The 15489-nt window shown below is 66.4% G+C and carries 18 protein-coding genes; 11 read left to right on the top strand and 7 right to left on the bottom strand.

Annotated elements, in window-relative coordinates:
* Positions 1 to 20 precede the first annotated feature (20 nt).
* Positions 21 to 494 carry a Cd(II)/Pb(II)-responsive transcriptional regulator gene (cadR, locus tag AC1DXX_RS14345; protein WP_478134871.1) on the top strand — a complete coding sequence of 158 codons (474 nt, stop codon included), beginning with the start codon at positions 21 to 23 and terminating at the stop codon, positions 492 to 494.
* Between the two features lie 42 nt (positions 495 to 536).
* Here cadR and AC1DXX_RS14350 read toward each other — a convergent pair whose 3' ends face one another.
* On the bottom strand, positions 537 to 1481 hold the full coding sequence (locus tag AC1DXX_RS14350) for a LysR family transcriptional regulator (RefSeq protein ID WP_478134872.1): 945 nt from the start codon (positions 1479 to 1481) through the stop codon (positions 537 to 539).
* A 102-nt stretch (positions 1482 to 1583) separates the two neighbouring features.
* Here AC1DXX_RS14350 and AC1DXX_RS14355 point away from each other — a divergent pair, with 102 nt between their 5' ends.
* Genes AC1DXX_RS14355 through aroQ form a run of 6 tightly spaced genes read left to right on the top strand, consistent with a single transcriptional unit; the run spans position 1584 to position 5914 of the window.
* Complete coding sequence (locus tag AC1DXX_RS14355) at positions 1584 to 2513, top strand: ketopantoate reductase family protein (RefSeq protein ID WP_478134873.1); 930 nt, start codon at positions 1584 to 1586, stop codon at positions 2511 to 2513.
* A complete protein-coding gene (locus AC1DXX_RS14360; RefSeq protein WP_478134874.1) occupies positions 2510 to 2893 on the top strand; it encodes a VOC family protein in 384 nt (127 codons plus the stop codon). The genes AC1DXX_RS14355 and AC1DXX_RS14360 overlap by 4 nt, the downstream gene beginning before the upstream one ends.
* 43 nt (positions 2894 to 2936) lie before the next feature.
* Positions 2937 to 3389 carry a MaoC family dehydratase gene (locus tag AC1DXX_RS14365; RefSeq protein ID WP_478134889.1) on the top strand — a complete coding sequence of 151 codons (453 nt, stop codon included), beginning with the start codon at positions 2937 to 2939 and terminating at the stop codon, positions 3387 to 3389.
* Positions 3386 to 4615 carry a CaiB/BaiF CoA transferase family protein gene (locus AC1DXX_RS14370; protein WP_478134875.1) on the top strand — a complete coding sequence of 410 codons (1230 nt, stop codon included), beginning with the start codon at positions 3386 to 3388 and terminating at the stop codon, positions 4613 to 4615. Before AC1DXX_RS14365 ends, AC1DXX_RS14370 begins: the two co-directional genes overlap by 4 nt.
* A 10-nt stretch (positions 4616 to 4625) precedes the next feature.
* Positions 4626 to 5447, top strand: coding sequence for a shikimate dehydrogenase (aroE, locus tag AC1DXX_RS14375; RefSeq protein ID WP_478134876.1), 822 nt, complete (start codon positions 4626 to 4628; stop codon positions 5445 to 5447).
* A 23-nt stretch (positions 5448 to 5470) separates the two neighbouring features.
* A complete protein-coding gene (gene aroQ / locus AC1DXX_RS14380; RefSeq protein ID WP_478134877.1) occupies positions 5471 to 5914 on the top strand; it encodes a type II 3-dehydroquinate dehydratase in 444 nt (147 codons plus the stop codon).
* A 397-nt stretch (positions 5915 to 6311) separates the two neighbouring features.
* Here aroQ and AC1DXX_RS14385 read toward each other — a convergent pair whose 3' ends face one another.
* The 4 genes from AC1DXX_RS14385 to AC1DXX_RS14400 all read right to left on the bottom strand — a co-directional run bounded on the left by AC1DXX_RS14385 (position 6312) and on the right by AC1DXX_RS14400 (position 8531).
* Complete coding sequence (locus tag AC1DXX_RS14385; protein ID WP_478134878.1) at positions 6312 to 6923, bottom strand: DNA-3-methyladenine glycosylase I; 612 nt, start codon at positions 6921 to 6923, stop codon at positions 6312 to 6314.
* Between the two features lies 1 nt (position 6924).
* Complete coding sequence (locus tag AC1DXX_RS14390) at positions 6925 to 7218, bottom strand: YciI family protein (protein ID WP_478134879.1); 294 nt, start codon at positions 7216 to 7218, stop codon at positions 6925 to 6927.
* Positions 7219 to 7242: 24 nt separating this feature from the next.
* Positions 7243 to 7830 carry a TetR/AcrR family transcriptional regulator gene (locus tag AC1DXX_RS14395; RefSeq protein ID WP_478134880.1) on the bottom strand — a complete coding sequence of 196 codons (588 nt, stop codon included), beginning with the start codon at positions 7828 to 7830 and terminating at the stop codon, positions 7243 to 7245.
* 119 nt (positions 7831 to 7949) lie between these two features.
* Entirely contained in the window at positions 7950 to 8531 is a 582-nt protein-coding gene (locus AC1DXX_RS14400) for a peroxiredoxin-like family protein (RefSeq protein WP_478134881.1), read from the bottom strand.
* A gap of 53 nt (positions 8532 to 8584) precedes the next feature.
* On the opposite strand from AC1DXX_RS14400, the gene AC1DXX_RS14405 reads away from it, so the two are divergent.
* A complete protein-coding gene (locus AC1DXX_RS14405; protein ID WP_478134882.1) occupies positions 8585 to 9346 on the top strand; it encodes a helix-turn-helix domain-containing protein in 762 nt (253 codons plus the stop codon).
* Positions 9347 to 9774: 428 nt separating this feature from the next.
* Here AC1DXX_RS14405 and cysE read toward each other — a convergent pair whose 3' ends face one another.
* A complete protein-coding gene (cysE, locus tag AC1DXX_RS14410; RefSeq protein ID WP_478134883.1) occupies positions 9775 to 10548 on the bottom strand; it encodes a serine O-acetyltransferase in 774 nt (257 codons plus the stop codon).
* Positions 10549 to 10624: 76 nt separating this feature from the next.
* Positions 10625 to 11356 (bottom strand): RNA methyltransferase, encoded by a 732-nt coding sequence (locus AC1DXX_RS14415; RefSeq protein ID WP_478134884.1) that lies wholly within the window; start codon positions 11354 to 11356, stop codon positions 10625 to 10627.
* 121 nt (positions 11357 to 11477) lie between these two features.
* Here AC1DXX_RS14415 and AC1DXX_RS14420 point away from each other — a divergent pair, with 121 nt between their 5' ends.
* The 3 genes from AC1DXX_RS14420 to AC1DXX_RS14430 form a co-directional block, all read left to right on the top strand.
* Positions 11478 to 12545 (top strand): inositol monophosphatase family protein, encoded by a 1068-nt coding sequence (locus tag AC1DXX_RS14420; protein WP_478134885.1) that lies wholly within the window; start codon positions 11478 to 11480, stop codon positions 12543 to 12545.
* Positions 12545 to 14785, top strand: coding sequence for an FUSC family protein (locus AC1DXX_RS14425; protein ID WP_478134886.1), 2241 nt, complete (start codon positions 12545 to 12547; stop codon positions 14783 to 14785). The genes AC1DXX_RS14420 and AC1DXX_RS14425 overlap by 1 nt, the downstream gene beginning before the upstream one ends.
* Positions 14785 to 15489 (top strand): mechanosensitive ion channel family protein (locus tag AC1DXX_RS14430; RefSeq protein ID WP_478134887.1); only part of this gene is annotated, 705 nt, incomplete at its 3' end. The genes AC1DXX_RS14425 and AC1DXX_RS14430, both read left to right, overlap by 1 nt.

Genomic DNA, 15489 nt, shown 5'->3' on the forward strand with positions numbered 1-15489 from the left:
ACTTCAACATTTGCCGCATCATGAAAATCGGTGAACTGGCCAAGGTCGCGAACACGCCGGTCGAAACCATCCGCTACTACGAGCGCGAGCACCTGCTGCCCGAGCCCGCGCGCACCGACGGCAACTACCGCATCTACGACGACGAGCACGCCCAGCGCCTGGGCTTCATCCGGCGCTGCCGTTCGCTGGACATGACGCTCGACGAGATCCGCAGCCTGCTGAAATTCCGCGACGCGCCGCAGAACGATTGCGGGCAGGTCAACCAGTTGCTGGACGACCACATCGGCCACGTGGCCGCGCGCATCTCCGAACTGAAGACGCTCGAAAAGCAGCTGAAGGCGCTGCGCCTGCAGTGCGGCGGGCCCGAATCGGCGCAGAACTGCGGCATCCTGCAGGAGTTGGACACCGCTGCGCTCGCACCCGAGACCTTCGGGCAGCACGCGGGGCATGTGCATGGCTCGCTGCACAACACGTCAGCGAAGCGTTCGACTTGAGGTCGAGGTGTCTTCACCTTGGTCGTCGACAAGCTCGATCCTCTATTTACGCGCGTTCGATTTCTTGGCAAAAAGCCGCTCGCACAAGCCGCGCAACCAGCGATTCGCCGGGTCCTGGTTGTAGCGTGCATGCCAGTGCTGCTTGACGGTGAACGGCGGCACAGGCACCGGGCAATCAAAGACGGCGAGCCCGTTGGTTCGGGCCAGCGTCTCGCCGATCTGGCGGGGCACGGTGGCCACGAGGTCGGTAGTCGACACGATGGCGGCCAGTCCCAGGAAGCCGGGTAGCTCCAGCAAGATGCGCCGTTCGACGCGGTGCCGCAACAGCGCCGCCTCCAGCAGTTGCACGCCCGTACCGCCGACGATGCCGATGTGTGCTTCGGCCTTGAAGTCGCGCAAGCCCATGCCTTTTGCCGCGACCCGCGGGTGTCGGGCATTGACCAGGCACACCCAGTCTTGCGGATACAGCACCTGTTGATAGAAACCTGACTCGAGCCACGGCACCAGTCCGATCGCAAGATCCGCCTGGCCGGACTGCAGCGCCTGCCCGGTTTCCTCATCGATGCGCGCGGCCTCCAGGCGGATGCCGGGACCTACGGCGCGCACGTGCGCCAGCAGTTGCGGCAGCAGCGTGATATGGCTGGCATCCGTCATGCAGATACGGAAGCGCCGCGTCGCGCTCGACGGGTCGAACGCTTCCGGTGGCGCGGCCACACGGCGCAGCGCCGCCAGTGCCTCGCGCGCCGGAACGATCAGTTCTTCCGCGCGCGGCGTCGGCTGCATGCCTGCCGCGGTGCGCACGAACAGCTCGTCGCCCAGGTGCCTGCGCAGCCGGCCCAGCCAGTTGCTCACCGTCGGCTGGCTCTGGCCGAGCTGGTCGGCTGCGCGCGTCACGCTCTGCGTGGTGTAGATCAGGTCGAACAGGCGCAGCAGCTTGAGGCTGAGCAAGCCCGCGCTCGCATCGAGGTTGTCGTCGTCCGCATTCATTTAAAAACGAAATGTAGACCATTCGATCCATGTCATGGACGAAATGTTCGTCGAAACCTATCTTCAAGGCATCCCTTCGAGACACTCCTTCGAGAGACAGGCATGAAAATCTATTTCCTGGGCGCCGGCGCCCTCGGCTGTGCCATCGGCGGCACGCTTGCGGCCGGCGGGTCGGACGTCACGCTCATCGATCCGTTTCAGGCGCACGTCGACGCTATCCATCGCGACGGTCTCCTCATGAAGGACGGCGACTCGGAACGCCGCGTCAAGGTGCGCGCATCGACAAGCGTCGAGGGCCTGGCGCCAGCCGACCTGGTGATCGTGCTGGTCAAGTCCTTCCACACGCGCTCGGCCATCGAAGGCGCGTTGTCGATCATCGGGCCCGACACCGCGCTGATGTCGCTGCAGAACGGCATGGGCCATGAGGAGATCCTGGCCGACGTCGCCGGCCGCGCGCATGTGCTGGCCGGCAAGACCTACGTTGGCGGCGTTCTGCTCGGCCCGGGCCGCATCATTGCCGGCACGCGTGGCAAGCGCACGGTGATCGGCGAGCTCGACGGCAACGTGAGCGAACGCGCCAGGGCCATCGCAGCCGAGTTCGATCGTGCCGGGCTGCCTTGCGAGGTCAGCGACAACATCATGGGCGTGATGTGGGACAAGCTGCTCATCAACGTCTCGACCGGCGCACTGAGCGGCATCACGGGCCAGGTGTACGGCAGCCTCTACGCGGTGCCCGAGATCGAGGCCACGGCCATCGCGGCCGTGACCGAGGCGATGGCCGTCGCGCAGGCGATCGGCGTGAAACTGTCGATCAAGGCCCCGCGCGATGCATGGATGATGGCCGCCGAAGGCCTGCCCTACGAATTCAAGACCTCCATGCTGCAGAGCCTGGAGAAAGGCTCCATCACCGAGATCGATTTCATCAACGGCTCGGTGGTGCGCGCCGGGCTCAAGCACAACGTGCCGACGCCGGTGAACCAGACGCTGGTTGCCGCCATCAAGGGCATCGAACGCCGGTTGGAGGCGAAATGAGCACGCCGCGCGCCTATGTGGAACACGTCGCCATCTGGGTGAAAGACATCCACTGGCACATCAGGTTCTTCCACGACGTCTGCGGCATGACGATGCGCGAAGTACAGGGCACGCTCGAAGAGCCCGTCCAGTACTGGACCCTCGGCGGCATGCAGTTCATGGCCAAGCCGGACTACGCAGGGCCTGAAGGCCGCCTCGGCCATCTCGGCGTGATGTGCGAAGACCTCGAAGCCGCACTCACCGCTGCGCAGGCCTTCGGCGTGACCGAGATGCCGCAGGGCCGCAACTGGCTGCGCCTGCCGGACGGCCTGGCCGTCGAATTCATCCAGGCCAGCGCCGGCGCCGTGGCGCGCGCTCTTGCCATCGATCCCCGCGCCTGAAGAACCGTCACCAATACAGAGAGAGAGACACACCATGACCGCCTTGACCATCGAAGACAAGTACTGGGACGACGCCGTCGTCGGCCAAGAGTGCATCAGCCCGCCCTACGAAGTGACGGAGGCCCGCGTGATGGCGTATGCCGACCTCACCGGCGACCACACCCCCGTTCACACCGACGAAGCCTATGCGCGCACCACGCCGTTCGGCACCCGCGTGGCGCACGGCCTGTTCGGCCTGTCGGTGGCCGACGGGCTCAAGACGAAGAGCGACATGCGCTTCATGCCGGGCATGTCCCTCGGCTGGGAATGGCGCTTTGTCGGGCCGATCAAGCTCGGCGATTCGGTGCGCGTGAAATTCCACGTCGGTAGCAAACGCGAATCGAAGAGCAAGCCGGGCTGGGGCATCCTCGTGCTGCCGTCCGAACTCATCAACCAGCGCGACGAGGTCGTGCAAAAAGGCGAGCACCGCGTGATGGTGCCGAGGAAGCCTGCATGAGCGCCGCGCCACCACAAGCGTTGCCGCTTGCCGGCTTCCGCGTCATCGACTACAGCCACTTCCTGGCCGGCCCCTATGTCGGCCGCTGTCTTGCCGCGCTCGGTGCGGAAGTCATCAAGGTCGAGCGTCCCGGCACGGGCGATGCAGGGCGTCAGCATGCATGGTTCGTCGGCGACCACAGTGGCTACTTCCTGCAGCAGAACATGGGCAAGAAGGGGCTCAGCGTGAACACGAAGGACCCGCGCGGCCGGGCACTGATGAAAAAGCTGGTCGACAGTGCCGACGTGTTCGTCGAGAACTACCGCCCCGGTGCGCTCGACAAGCTCGGCCTGGGCTATGCCGAACTCGCCGAAACCAACCCCGGCCTCGTGTACTGCTCGATCTCGGCCTACGGCCACACCGGCCCCGACTCGCACCGGGCCGGCTTCGGCCTCATCGCCGAGGCCAAGAGCGGCATCATGCAGATGGTGGGCAACCCGGGCGAGGCGCCGCCGCTGCTGCGCATCTCGCTCGGCGACATGTACACCGGCATCCATGCGGTCGCCGCGATCAATGCCGCACTGCTGGGGCGCGTGAAGTCCGGCCGCGGGCAGCACATCGACATGGCGCTGTACGACACGCTGGTGTCGATGCACGAGTACGCGGTGCAGTGCTACACGCTTTCCAACGGACAGGAAGTGCCGGTGCAGACCGGGCACGACATGCCCAATTCCACGCTCTACGGCGTGTTCCGCGCGCAGGATGGTGACCTCGTGATCGCCGCACAGGTGGACGACGCGTGGAAGCGCTTTGCCGCGCTGGTCGAAAAGAATGGCGGCCCTGCGGGGTTCGGCAGCGACACGCGGCTGCACGCTTCAGCCGGGCGCAATGCCCATCGCGCGGAGATCCTCGAAGTGGTGAAGCCGTGGGTTGCGGCACAGCCGGTCGCGCAGGTGCTGAAGATGCTGGACGGCATTGATGTGCCTGCGGCCAAGGTTCAACGCATTGACGAAGTGCTGGCCGATCCGCAGATCCGTGCGCGCGGCATGGTGATCGAGCAGGACCACCCGTTGCTCGGCAAGATCCGCCTGCCGAACCTCCCCTTCCGCATGTCGGGGTGCGACACCTCGATCACGCAGGTAGCGCCCGAACTGGGTGAGCACAACGCGGAAATCGCAGCCAGCCTCGGTTTCGACGCGGCACAGATCGCCGACATGCAGGCCGATGGCGTGCTCTACAGCAAGTAAGGAGACAGCGATGACCGACAAGTACGCCGTGATCGGCAATCCGATAGGACACACCAAGTCGCCGATGATCCACGGCAGCTTCGCCGAAGCGACCGGCCAAGACATCGACTACCGGGCGATCGAGGGCTCGCTCGACTGCTTCGCCGACGACGTGCACGCATTTCGCAAGGCAGGCGGGCGAGGAATGAACGTCACGGCCCCCTTCAAGCTGCAGGCCTACGCGCTGGCCACCGAACGGCTCGAACGCGCCGAGCTCGCCGGTGCCACCAATGCGCTCAAGTTCGACGGAGACCGCATCGTTGCCGACAACTTCGACGGCCTGGGCCTGACCAACGACATCCAGCGCAACCTTGGGTTTCCGCTCAAGGGGGCGCGCATGCTGGTGATCGGCGCGGGCGGCGCGGTGCGTGGCGCACTGCTGCCCTTTCTCGCGCAACAACCGAACGCAGTCGTATTGGCGAACCGCACAGAGACAAAGGCCATCGATCTTGCAAAGCAGTTCGCCGGGCACGGCCACGTGCAAGGCTGCGGCTACGACGATCTGGCAGGAGAGCGATTCGACATCGTCATCAACGGCACCTCGGCCAGCCTCAAGGGTGAACTACCGCCCCTGCCCGCCGAGACGCTTCAGGGTGCGAAGCTGGCCTACGAGCTCGCCTATGGCAAGGGTCTTACGCCCTTCCTGCGCCTGGCGCAGCACGCCGGCGTGCCGAAGCTGGCCGACGGCGTCGGCATGCTCGTGGAACAGGCTGCGGAAGCCTTCTTGTGGTGGCGCGGCGTGCGGCCCGATACGCGCAGCCTCATCGACCGCATGACCATCCCCTTGGTCTGACGCAACGAGACGCAGACAACCCCATGAAGATCCTCATGCTGCACGGCATCAACCACAACATGTTCGGCAAGCGCGACCCGAAGCAGTACGGCACGATGACGCTGGCCGAGATCGACGCGCAACTGCAAGCACTCGGCAATGAACTCGGCGCCGAGGTCGAGAGCTTCCAGACCAACAGCGAAGGCGCGATGTGCGAGCGCATCCACCGCGGCTTCGTCGAGGGCGTGGACGCGGTGCTCATCAACGCCGGCGCCTGGACGCACTACAGCTACGGCATCCGCGACGCGCTGGCCATCCTTACGGCGCCGGTCGTCGAACTGCACATGTCGAACATCCATGCGCGCGAGAAATTCCGCCATCACTCGGTGTTCGCGGAGATTGTGAAAGGACAGATTTGCGGATTCGGCGTCGACAGCTACCTGCTCGGTCTGCGCGCCGCGGTATCGGCCGCCGCGCAGGCGCAATGATGTTCACGTCGGTTGGTGTATCGGCCTTCGCCTGTCACCGTCACGCGAATCCCTCATGAGGAGCCGTCTTTCCAGACGCCCCCGTCAGGCCTCGAGATTTCCTGCAACACGATGGTGGCCACGTCAGCGGTCGAGATGCGTGACTGACGCAGCTTCAACCGACGGCTCAGGTACTCAGATGACTGCTATTGCGCCTGAAACAAACATAAGGCCGTAGCGACATGAATGACCGGTCCGCCGCCCTTTGCGGGCTTTGAGCTTGTTGTCGCGGACTTCCGCTTATCGAGGGGCGCCGCCATTCGCCCCCGCGGTCGAACCGCGCAATTCCGGCAACAGTTGACCTACATCCTTGTTTCAGGTGGGCCGGCCTCGCCTGGAAATGGCTGTTGGTCTGACCTCAGGGGATCGACATTGCGAGCGCTCGGCGAGCTTGTTCGACCCGGGCACGTGTCACGCAGCCCGCAGCGTGATCATTGATCAGCCCTACTGCCTGCATGAAGGCATACACAGTGGTGGGCCCAACGAACTTCCAGCCCTGTTTCTTCAAGTCCTTGGACAAGGCCTGCGAGGACGCTGACGTAGAAGCGGTTTGCGGCTCTGCAAGGTGCGCAGGGTTCGGCTCATGGCGCCAGAAGTATGATGCCAGCGATCCCTCGCGCTGCGCCATCACCTCGGCCATGCGCGCATTGTGAATCACAGCCTCGATCTTGCCGCGATGGCGCACGATGCCGCTGTCGCCGAGCAATCGCTCGACATCAGGTGCACCGAAGCGTGCGACGCGCCGGTAGTCGAAGCCCAGGAAGGCTCTCCGGAAGTTCTCTCGCTTGACCAGAATGGTGCGCCAACTCAGGCCCGACTGGAAGCCTTCCAGGCACAGCTTCTCGAAGATGCGGTGGTCATCCGTGACCGGAAAGCCCCATTCAGTATCGTGATAGTGGAGAAACTCGGGAGCGGCGGCGCACCAGCGACACCGCGGTTGCCCATCGGGCCCGAGGAGGGTCGAGCCCATTTCAGGGACGTTCCACCAGGAACTGCAGGCGCTCGTCGACCCTGCCGGGCATCATCTCCACGATCTCGACCTTGACCACGTCCTGCGCCACAAAGGGATCCAGCGCCACGCGATTCTCCAGCGCCTCGCGGGTGGTGTTGTGTGCCAGGACGGTGCCGCCCTGATTGCCCGAAAGGCTGCCTGTCAGTAGGAAGACGCCATCTTCAAATCCCTGCTCGATCCATCGCATGTGCTCCGCCATGTGGCGTGATGCCTGGCCTTTGTTGCTCGAGAACTTGAGGAACACACAGAACATGAATGACCTTTCTTGAACAGATGGCTAACGCGAGCGACCGGAGGCGGTCGTCTTCACGGGCGCGCAGGACTCGACCCAGGCACTCATGAGCGCCACCTCCTGCTGCACGAAGTTCTTGTTGCGCAGAGACTGCGCGAGCACCGCCGCTCCTTGGCTGCGCGCCAGGAGATGCAGGGCGAGCGCATCCGCCTCCTTGCCTCGGCCCATTTGGCGGAACAGCCCTCGCAGCCACACGCGGAAGAGATCCAGGATGGCGTTGGCCTCGCCTTGCCCCGGGTGCCCGAGCTTGGCCAGTTCCATGCAGAGGGTGCCGACCGGACAACCGTGGCGCATGATCTTGGCTTGATTGCGGATCAAAAGGGTGATGAACAGGCGGATGCGCTCCTGAGGACTCTCGCCCTCGGTCTCCCACTGCGTCAACATCGCTCGCGTGCGCTCCATTCGCGCGGCAGCGACCGCCGTCAGGATCTCATCCTTCGTTTTGAAGTGATAGTAGAAATTGCCGCGCGAGATCTTCACGGCATCCGCGATGTCCGCGAAGGACGTGTGCTCGAACCCGCGCTCGTAGAACAAGGCGTCGGCAGCTTGGACGATGCTGTCGCGGGTGGACATGACTTGAATAGGACGGTTGACCAAACAACGCGCGCAAATGTAGGACACTCGTCCTAGATTGTCAATAGAAAGCCTCTGCGACTCGTCGGCACCCGCACAGTGGTGCCGATATCAAGTGCTTAGGTTGGTACTGCGCCAACGTATTCACCACGAGCGGGGTAGTCGTTCTTGATGACGAAATCAAGTGCCTGCACCAGCTCGCCGAAGTTCGGCCGGGCAAACGGCATCGACTGCACGGACGACCAATAGAGCGTTTGATCGGGCCGCACCAGGAATACACCCGGCTCGGAGAAGAGATCGGGTTCCTCAATGCCGATCGACGTCTTGCCCCGCGAGGTAGACAGGTACAGGCCCCAAGCGCGCGCCGTCGCCAATGGAAGCCCATAGCCCATGCGCAGGCGACTGGCTCCAATCTTCTGCGCCATCTGGCGTGCACGGTCTTCGTGGTCGCTGCTCAACGCCAGCACACCAACGCCTCGCTCGGCGAAGGCCTCGACCTCGCCCTCCAGCTCGCGCAGGTACATCGCGCAGATCGGGCAATGGAGGCCGCGGTAGAAGCAAAGGAGCGTGAACCGAGCGGGTGCTTCCTGCACCAGATCAAATGAATCGTGTGAGAGGGTTGAGACGATCAGCGAGGGAACGGGTTGTCGAGGCATGAGCATGTTTTTTCCTTTCGAGGTTTGACACGAGTGGTCGAGCATGTCAGATTTCATGCAATCAAAGGTCCAAAATGCATGATCGAAAGTACGACGTCATGAGCTCTCCCGTCCACCTCGATCGCTTGAGCGCGTTTCTAGGCGCCTTTCCTCTGCAGGTGCGTCCGGCTGCAGACATTGGCCAGGTCCGGGAGGCTGCGCATCTGTTCCTGCTGGCAGGCGGCGCGCCGGAAGCTCGCCGGATTGTCTTTTGCAGCGAGGCCGTGCCGCGCCCGCGCTCGCCGGGAACGGTATTGATGGGAGCAGTGGTCGAATTTGGCGGCGATTCCAATCCTCTCCTGCGGTCCTTGCCGGCAGAAGTGACGCTCGATACGCAGGAAGCCGAGCCGCTGTGGGCTTTGGCCAAACATCTGCTGGCTGAAGTGCAGGTGCCGCGTTGTGGTGGCCCGGCGGCGCTCGCGCGGTTGGGTGAACTGTTGGTCTTAATGGTGCTGCGGCAAGCGATCGATCGTGGAGCCACGCAGCCAGGCCTGCTGGCGGGATTGGCCGAACCGCGAATTCGGCATGCTGTCGGTGCGCTGCTTGAACAGCCTGCGCGCGCCTGGCCGGTGGAGGAGCTGGCTGCGCTCAGCGCTCTGTCGCGCAGTCAGTTCATGCTTTCATTCCGTCGCACCCTGGGCATGACCCCGGGTACCTTTCACACGGCGTGGCGTCTGACGCTCGCCCGGCGCCGCCTGCAGCAAGGCGAGCGCGTGAAGGCCGTGGCCGCGTGGAGCGGGTATGCCAGCGCGGCCGCATTCAGCCGCGCTTACAGCCGCGCCTTTGGCCACGCACCTGCAGCGGCAATCGCCGGTCAGTAGAGTGGGATGGCATCAGGTAGATGCGTGAGGAATATGGCGCACAAGCACAGTTCGCGGCGGGAGACCGCCTCTTACCCCCATCGTGCTTTGCTCGGCAATCAAGATCGTTTTAGGGGGTGCTTCCAGCGCAAACGCCTGCACTCGAAGTTAACGGACGACTGCTTCCAAGTTCGAAACGGACCTTCTACGGAATACTGCCGAAGACCGCTCCGGTTAAGGGTTGTCATCAGGAAAGCGCCTTCAATGTCCGGTCATGGCTGCCGAAAGCCGAAGCGTCCCCCGCATTGATGGGACTCACACCAGCAGCGTGCCCTCGTGCACAGGGCACCGGGTGCTCCCCGCAGCGAAATAAAGGAGGAGCGAAGCGGGGGACATTCGCGGAGGGGAGCACCCGGTGTCCTGTGCACGCCCCCCGAAAGCAAACCCCGTTACTTGCCCACGAGCTGGGTCAGCTTCTCCGCCTCGAAGCTCTCGTCACGCGCCGCATCGCCCGGCACGCAGTCCCTGGTACCGGGATGGGCCGACAGCTTCTCGATGGCCTGCCACAGCAGCGCGATCTGGTGCTCCTGGCCCGAGGCGTTGTCGATCAGCCCCCGCAGCGCCTGGCTCAGCGGGTCGTCGTTCTGCGTCACGCCGTACGCCGAGAAGCCCATGCGCGATGCGGTTTCCTCGCGCCGCGCGGCCGATTCGGCCTCGATGATGCGCGCCGGGTTGCCCACGGCCGTGGCGCCCGCGGGCACCGGCTTGGTCACCACCGCGTTCGAGCCGATCTTGGCCCCGTCGCCCACCACGAAGCCGCCGAGCACCTTGGCGCCCGCGCCCACCACCACGTTGCGGCCCAGCGTCGGATGCCGCTTGGCGCCCTTGTAGAGCGAGGTGCCGCCCAGCGTCACGCCCTGGTAGATGGTGCAGCCATCGCCGATCTCGGCGGTTTCGCCCACCACCACGCCCATGGCGTGGTCGAAGAACACCCGTTCGCCGATCTGGGCCGCGGGGTGGATCTCGATGCCGGTCATCCAGCGCGCCCAGTGCGCAATGAAACGGGCCGGCCACTTGAACCCGTGCGTCCAACAGGTGTGCGCCCAGCGGTGCAGCACCACGGCATGGAAGCCGGGGTAGACCGTGATCACTTCCCAGGCGCTGCGGGCGGCCGGGTCGCGTTCGAGGATGCACCGGATGTCGGCGCGCAGTCGAGGGAACATCGCTGCCTTTTGTCGTTATATCGATAGAGGGAAGGCAGTCTAAAGCCCGGGTTCTTCGCGTACGAACGATGGGGTTTTAGGGCTCCCTGGGCGCCCGGGCCGCGTCGGCCATCGCCTTGGCGATGCCCCGCAGGATGTGGATTTCCTCCGGCGTGGGCTGGGCGCGGTTGAACAGCTGCTGCAGCCGCGGCATCAGCTTCTTGGGCGCGGCAGGGTCGAGAAAACCGATGTCCACCAGCGAGCGCTCCCAGTGGTCGAGCATGCCGGCCACCGCCTGGGCGTCGGCCGCCTGCACCGGGGCCGTGGCGTCGCGCACCGCGTAGCCGCCCAGCGCCAGGCGCCATTCGTAGGCCACCACCTGGATGGCGGCGCCCAGGTTGAGGGAGCCGAATTTCGGGTCGGTCGGGATGCTCAGGGCCACATTGCAGCGGTAGACGTCCTCGTTGCGCATGCCGAACCGCTCCGAGCCGAACAGGAAGGCCACGTGCTGCTCGCCCTGCTTCGCCAGGGGCTCCAGGTGCTCCCGGGGCGTGCGGGTGGGCGGGCCGAAGTCGCGCGGAATCATCGCGGTGGCGCACAGGTGGGTCACGCCGTCGAGGGCTTCGTCCAGCGTCTCGACGATGCGGGCGTTGGTCAGCACGTCGAGGGCGCCGCTCGCGCGCTGGATGGTTTCCTCGCGCCGCAGCACGTTGGCCCAGCGCGGCGCCACCAGCACGAGGTCGTCGAAACCCATGGTTTTCATGGCGCGGGCGGCGGCGCCCACATTGCCGGCGTGGCTGGTCTGGATCAGGATGAAACGGGTGCGCATGGCGGGTTTGGAGACACTGACGGGCGGAGCCGGTAAAATGCCCGATTCTCGCCGCCCGCATCGCCGGGTCGCAGGGCCGCCTTCAGGGGGACCCACTCCACCGTTCTTCTCACAATCCAGAATGTCGTCCCCCAACCTGCATCCCATGCTCAACGTGGCCGTCAAGGCCGCACGCGCCGCCGGCGCGATCATCAACCGCGCCGCCCTCGACGTCGAGGCCGTGCGCATCTCGCAAAAGCAGGTCAACGACTTCGTCACCGAAGTCGATCACGCCAGCGAGCAGGCAATCATCGAAACGCTGCTTGGCGCGTATCCGGGGCACGGCATCCTGGCCGAAGAATCGGGCACCGAACACGGCGCCAAGGACTCCGACTACGTCTGGATCATCGATCCGCTCGACGGCACCACCAATTTCATCCACGGCTTCCCGGTCTACTGCGTTTCCATCGCGCTGTCGGTGCGCGGCAAGATCGAGCAGGCGGTCATCTACGACCCGAGCCGCAACGACCTGTTCACCGCCACCAAGGGCCGCGGCGCCTACATGAACGACCGGCGCATCCGCGTCTCCAAGCGCACCCGGCTCAGCGAGTGCCTGGTGTCCACCGGCTTCCCGTTCCGCACCGGCGACAACTTCAAGCAGTACCTGGCCATCATGGCCGACATGATGCCCCGCATGGCCGGCCTGCGCCGTCCCGGCGCGGCAGCGCTGGACCTCGCCTACGTGGCCGCCGGCTTCACCGACGGCTTCTTCGAAACCGGCCTCAACCCCTGGGACGTGGCCGCGGGTTCGCTGCTGGTCACCGAGGCCGGTGGCCTGATCGGCAACTTCACGGGCGAGCCCGACTTCCTCGAACAGCGCGAATGCCTGGCCGGCGCACCGCGCATCTACGGCCAGCTGGTGCCGCTGCTCGCCAAGTACTCGAAGTTCGCCAACGTGGACGACAAGCTGCGCGCCAGCGACCGCGTGCGCGCCGTGTCGGCCTCGACCAAGTCGAATGCCGCCGATGCCTCGGCCGACCTCTACGCCCGCAGCACCGTCGCCGATTTCGCCGACGCGCCGGCCGAGGGCGAAGCGCCTGCCGTGGCCGCCGCCGCGCCTGCCCCCCGCAAGCTCACGCGCATCCGCCGCGATGCGCCCGGCACCCCCGGCACGGGCAGCCCCTCCGAGGGCGACGCTTCCGCCAAGTGATGTCGGGGCCCCGCGCCGCCGTCCGGGTCCGTGCCGCACTGCGCATTGCGCTGAGCCACTATGTCGCAAGCGGGCTGACCGTCGCGCTCGGCCTGCTGTTCATCTCGGGCGGGGTGCACCTGTGGCTCGGCACCCTTGCCGCCTCGGCCGCGGCCACCGGCGTGATCGTCACCGCGCCGCCCGACCTGCCCGGCCCGCGCCGCGGCAAGTTCTTCCAGATGCTGCCGGCGCCGCTGATCGGGCTGCCGCTGTTCTTCGCGGTGCAGATGCTGCACAGCGCGCCGATCCGCCTCGGGCTACTGCTGGTGCCCGCCACCTTCATGGCCTTCCTGGCCATGGCCTGGGGCAAGCGGGGCATCCCCATCGCGATCGCGGTGATGTTCTCGATGGTCTTCTCGATGGCCACGCCGGCACCGACCGGCATGGCCGACGCCATCGAGCGCACCTGGCACTTCGGCCTCGGCGCCGGCCTCTACGTGATCTGGGCCACGCTCGCCAACCTCGCGCTCAACGGCCGCTTCCGCACGCAGTCGGTGGCCGACGTGCTGTACTCGCTGGCGGCGCTGATGCGCACCGAGGCCGGCCAGTTCACCCCGCAGGACGAGACCCGCGACGTCCGCGACACCCCCGCCCCGGTGCTGGGCCAGCTGCTGCGCGAGCAGGCGGCGCTGGCCGACCAGCTGCAGGCGACGCGCGACATCGTGCTCGAATCGCCCCGCACGCCGCGCCGCCAGCGCCTCGCCGCCATGCTGGTGATCGTGCTCGAAATGCGCGACCAGCTGCTCGCCAGCGAACTCGACCTCGACGCGCTCCGCACCCACCCCGCCCATGCCGACGCACTGATCGACATGCGCCGCGTGCTCGAAGAACTCGCCGACGAAACCATCGCGCTGGCCGACGCGCTGATGATGGGCCGCCACCCCGAGGCGGTGGCCGACCGGCGCCCGCGGCTCGCGGCCATCCACGTCTCCGCCGACGACGGCCACCACGGCCCCGAGGGCAGCATCGGCCCCACCGCCGCGATGCTCGCGCGCGGGCTGGCCAGCCGCATCGGCCACATCAACGACGAGGTGCTGCGCCTCTCGGCCATGGCGCGCGGCGATGCCGAGCCCAACCTGGCCGTGGTGCGCGCCAACTGGCAGCTCTTCGTGAGCCCGACCGACTGGTCGTGGCGCCCCTTCCTCACGCTGTGGCGCTGGGACCAGCCGCCGCTGCGCCATGCCATCCGCGCCGCGCTGGCCATTGCGGCCGGCTACGCCATCGCCGTGTCGATGCCCTGGGGCTCGCACGACTACTGGATCCTGCTGACCATCGTCGTGGTGCTGCGCGGCAGCCTCTCGCAGACGCTGGAGCGACGCAACGCCCGGGTCGCCGGCACGCTGCTGGGCTGCGTGCTCGCGGTGGGTTTGCTCTCGGCGCATCCGTCGGCGCTGATGCTGCTGGTGATCGTGACCGTCTCGCAAGCCATCGCGCACAGCTTCGCGGTGCGGCGCTACCTGATCACCGCGGTGGCGGCCACCGTGCTCGGCCTCGTGCAGGCGCACATGCTGAACACCGGCACCGCGCCCATCTTCGCGCTGTTCGAGCGCATCGCCGACACGCTGATCGGCGCCGCGCTCGCCTGGGGCTTCTGCTACGTGCTGCCCTCCTGGGAGCGCACGCAGATCCCGGCGCTGGTGGCGCGCGTGCTCACCGCGCAGGCCCGCCATGCGCGCCTCGCGCTCGGCCTGGGCCAGCTGCAGGCCATCGACAGCAGCCCCGAACTCGAATGGCGGCTCGCGCGCCGCGAAGCCTTCGACAGCCTCTCGGCCCTGGTGCAGGCCACGCAGCGCTCGCTGTCCGAGCCGCGCGCGGTGCAGCCGCCGCTCGAGCCGCTCGAACATCTGCAGGCGCACAGCTACCAGTTGCTCGCACAGCTGAGCGCGGTGAAGTCGATGCTGGTGCTGCGGCGCGACCGCCTCACGCCGGGCGAGGTCGAAGGCCCGCTCGCGCGCACCGCGCAACGCATCGAAGCCGCCATCGGAACGACGCCGACCACCGGCCCCTCTCTCCCCGAGAGCACGGGCGCCACCACCGTGGGCGGCCCGATTCCCCTGCCCGACCCGTTCGACAACGACATCAGCCCCTGGCTGCTGCGCCGGCTCGACCTGGCGACGGCCCTTGCAACGCAGCTGCGCGACGACGCGGCGCGCATTCTTCAACCCCTGAACGAGACAACAGCACCCACGACAGCCGCTTGATGACCCAAGAGATACTTGCTCACCCCTGGTTCGGCACCTGGATTGCCGTCCTCGTCGCCGTTCCGCTCGCTCTCCTGGTCCACCGCATCGGCGGCCTCGTCCTCAAGCGGATCACCCGCCCCGCGCCCGCGGTGCATGCGATGGTGCTCAACTGCAATGCGCCGGCACGGCTGGTGCTGCCGTTCCTGGCCTTGCTGCTGGTGTTCCAGGCGGCACCCGACGACCTGCGCTTCATCGGCAGCGTGCGGCATTTCAACGGCCTGCTGCTCATCGCCGCCACCACCTGGCTCACGGTGAGGGCCATCAGCGGTTTTGCCGACGGCGTGCTGGCGCAGCACCCTTCCGACGTCGCCGACAACCTGCAGGCCCGCCGCGTGCTCACGCAGACGCGCGTGCTCGCGCGTACGGCCATGTCGGTCGTGCTGGTGGCCGGCGGCGCGATGATGCTCATGACCTTCCCGGGCGCACGCCAGGTCGGCGCGAGCCTGCTGGCCTCGGCCGGCGTGATCGGCATCGTGGCCGGCCTTGCGGCCAAGCCGGTCTTCAGCAACCTGATTGCCGGCCTGCAGATCGCGCTGTCGCAGCCGATCCGCATCGACGACGTGCTGGTGGTCGAGGGCGAATGGGGCCGCGTCGAGGAAATCACCGGCACCTTCGTCGTCGTGCGCATCTGGGACGACCGGCGCCTGATCCTGCCGCTCACC

This window comes from Variovorax sp. P4_B10 (assembly GCF_056402375.1).

Coding starts and splice junctions, on each gene's coding strand:
- AC1DXX_RS14385 (WP_478134878.1), bottom strand. CDS start 6,923: ATGGGCTCGACCCTCCTCGGGCCCGATGGGCAACCGCGGTGTCGCTGG.
- AC1DXX_RS14360 (WP_478134874.1), top strand. CDS start 2,510: ATGAGCACGCCGCGCGCCTATGTGGAACACGTCGCCATCTGGGTGAAA.
- AC1DXX_RS14390 (WP_478134879.1), bottom strand. CDS start 7,218: ATGTTCTGTGTGTTCCTCAAGTTCTCGAGCAACAAAGGCCAGGCATCA.
- AC1DXX_RS14355 (WP_478134873.1), top strand. CDS start 1,584: ATGAAAATCTATTTCCTGGGCGCCGGCGCCCTCGGCTGTGCCATCGGC.
- AC1DXX_RS14350 (WP_478134872.1), bottom strand. CDS start 1,481: ATGAATGCGGACGACGACAACCTCGATGCGAGCGCGGGCTTGCTCAGC.
- AC1DXX_RS14425 (WP_478134886.1), top strand. CDS start 12,545: ATGTCGGGGCCCCGCGCCGCCGTCCGGGTCCGTGCCGCACTGCGCATT.
- aroQ (WP_478134877.1), top strand. CDS start 5,471: ATGAAGATCCTCATGCTGCACGGCATCAACCACAACATGTTCGGCAAG.
- cadR (WP_478134871.1), top strand. CDS start 21: ATGAAAATCGGTGAACTGGCCAAGGTCGCGAACACGCCGGTCGAAACC.
- cysE (WP_478134883.1), bottom strand. CDS start 10,548: ATGTTCCCTCGACTGCGCGCCGACATCCGGTGCATCCTCGAACGCGAC.
- AC1DXX_RS14420 (WP_478134885.1), top strand. CDS start 11,478: ATGTCGTCCCCCAACCTGCATCCCATGCTCAACGTGGCCGTCAAGGCC.
- AC1DXX_RS14400 (WP_478134881.1), bottom strand. CDS start 8,531: ATGCTCGACCACTCGTGTCAAACCTCGAAAGGAAAAAACATGCTCATG.
- aroE (WP_478134876.1), top strand. CDS start 4,626: ATGACCGACAAGTACGCCGTGATCGGCAATCCGATAGGACACACCAAG.
- AC1DXX_RS14370 (WP_478134875.1), top strand. CDS start 3,386: ATGAGCGCCGCGCCACCACAAGCGTTGCCGCTTGCCGGCTTCCGCGTC.
- AC1DXX_RS14405 (WP_478134882.1), top strand. CDS start 8,585: ATGAGCTCTCCCGTCCACCTCGATCGCTTGAGCGCGTTTCTAGGCGCC.
- AC1DXX_RS14395 (WP_478134880.1), bottom strand. CDS start 7,830: ATGTCCACCCGCGACAGCATCGTCCAAGCTGCCGACGCCTTGTTCTAC.
- AC1DXX_RS14415 (WP_478134884.1), bottom strand. CDS start 11,356: ATGCGCACCCGTTTCATCCTGATCCAGACCAGCCACGCCGGCAATGTG.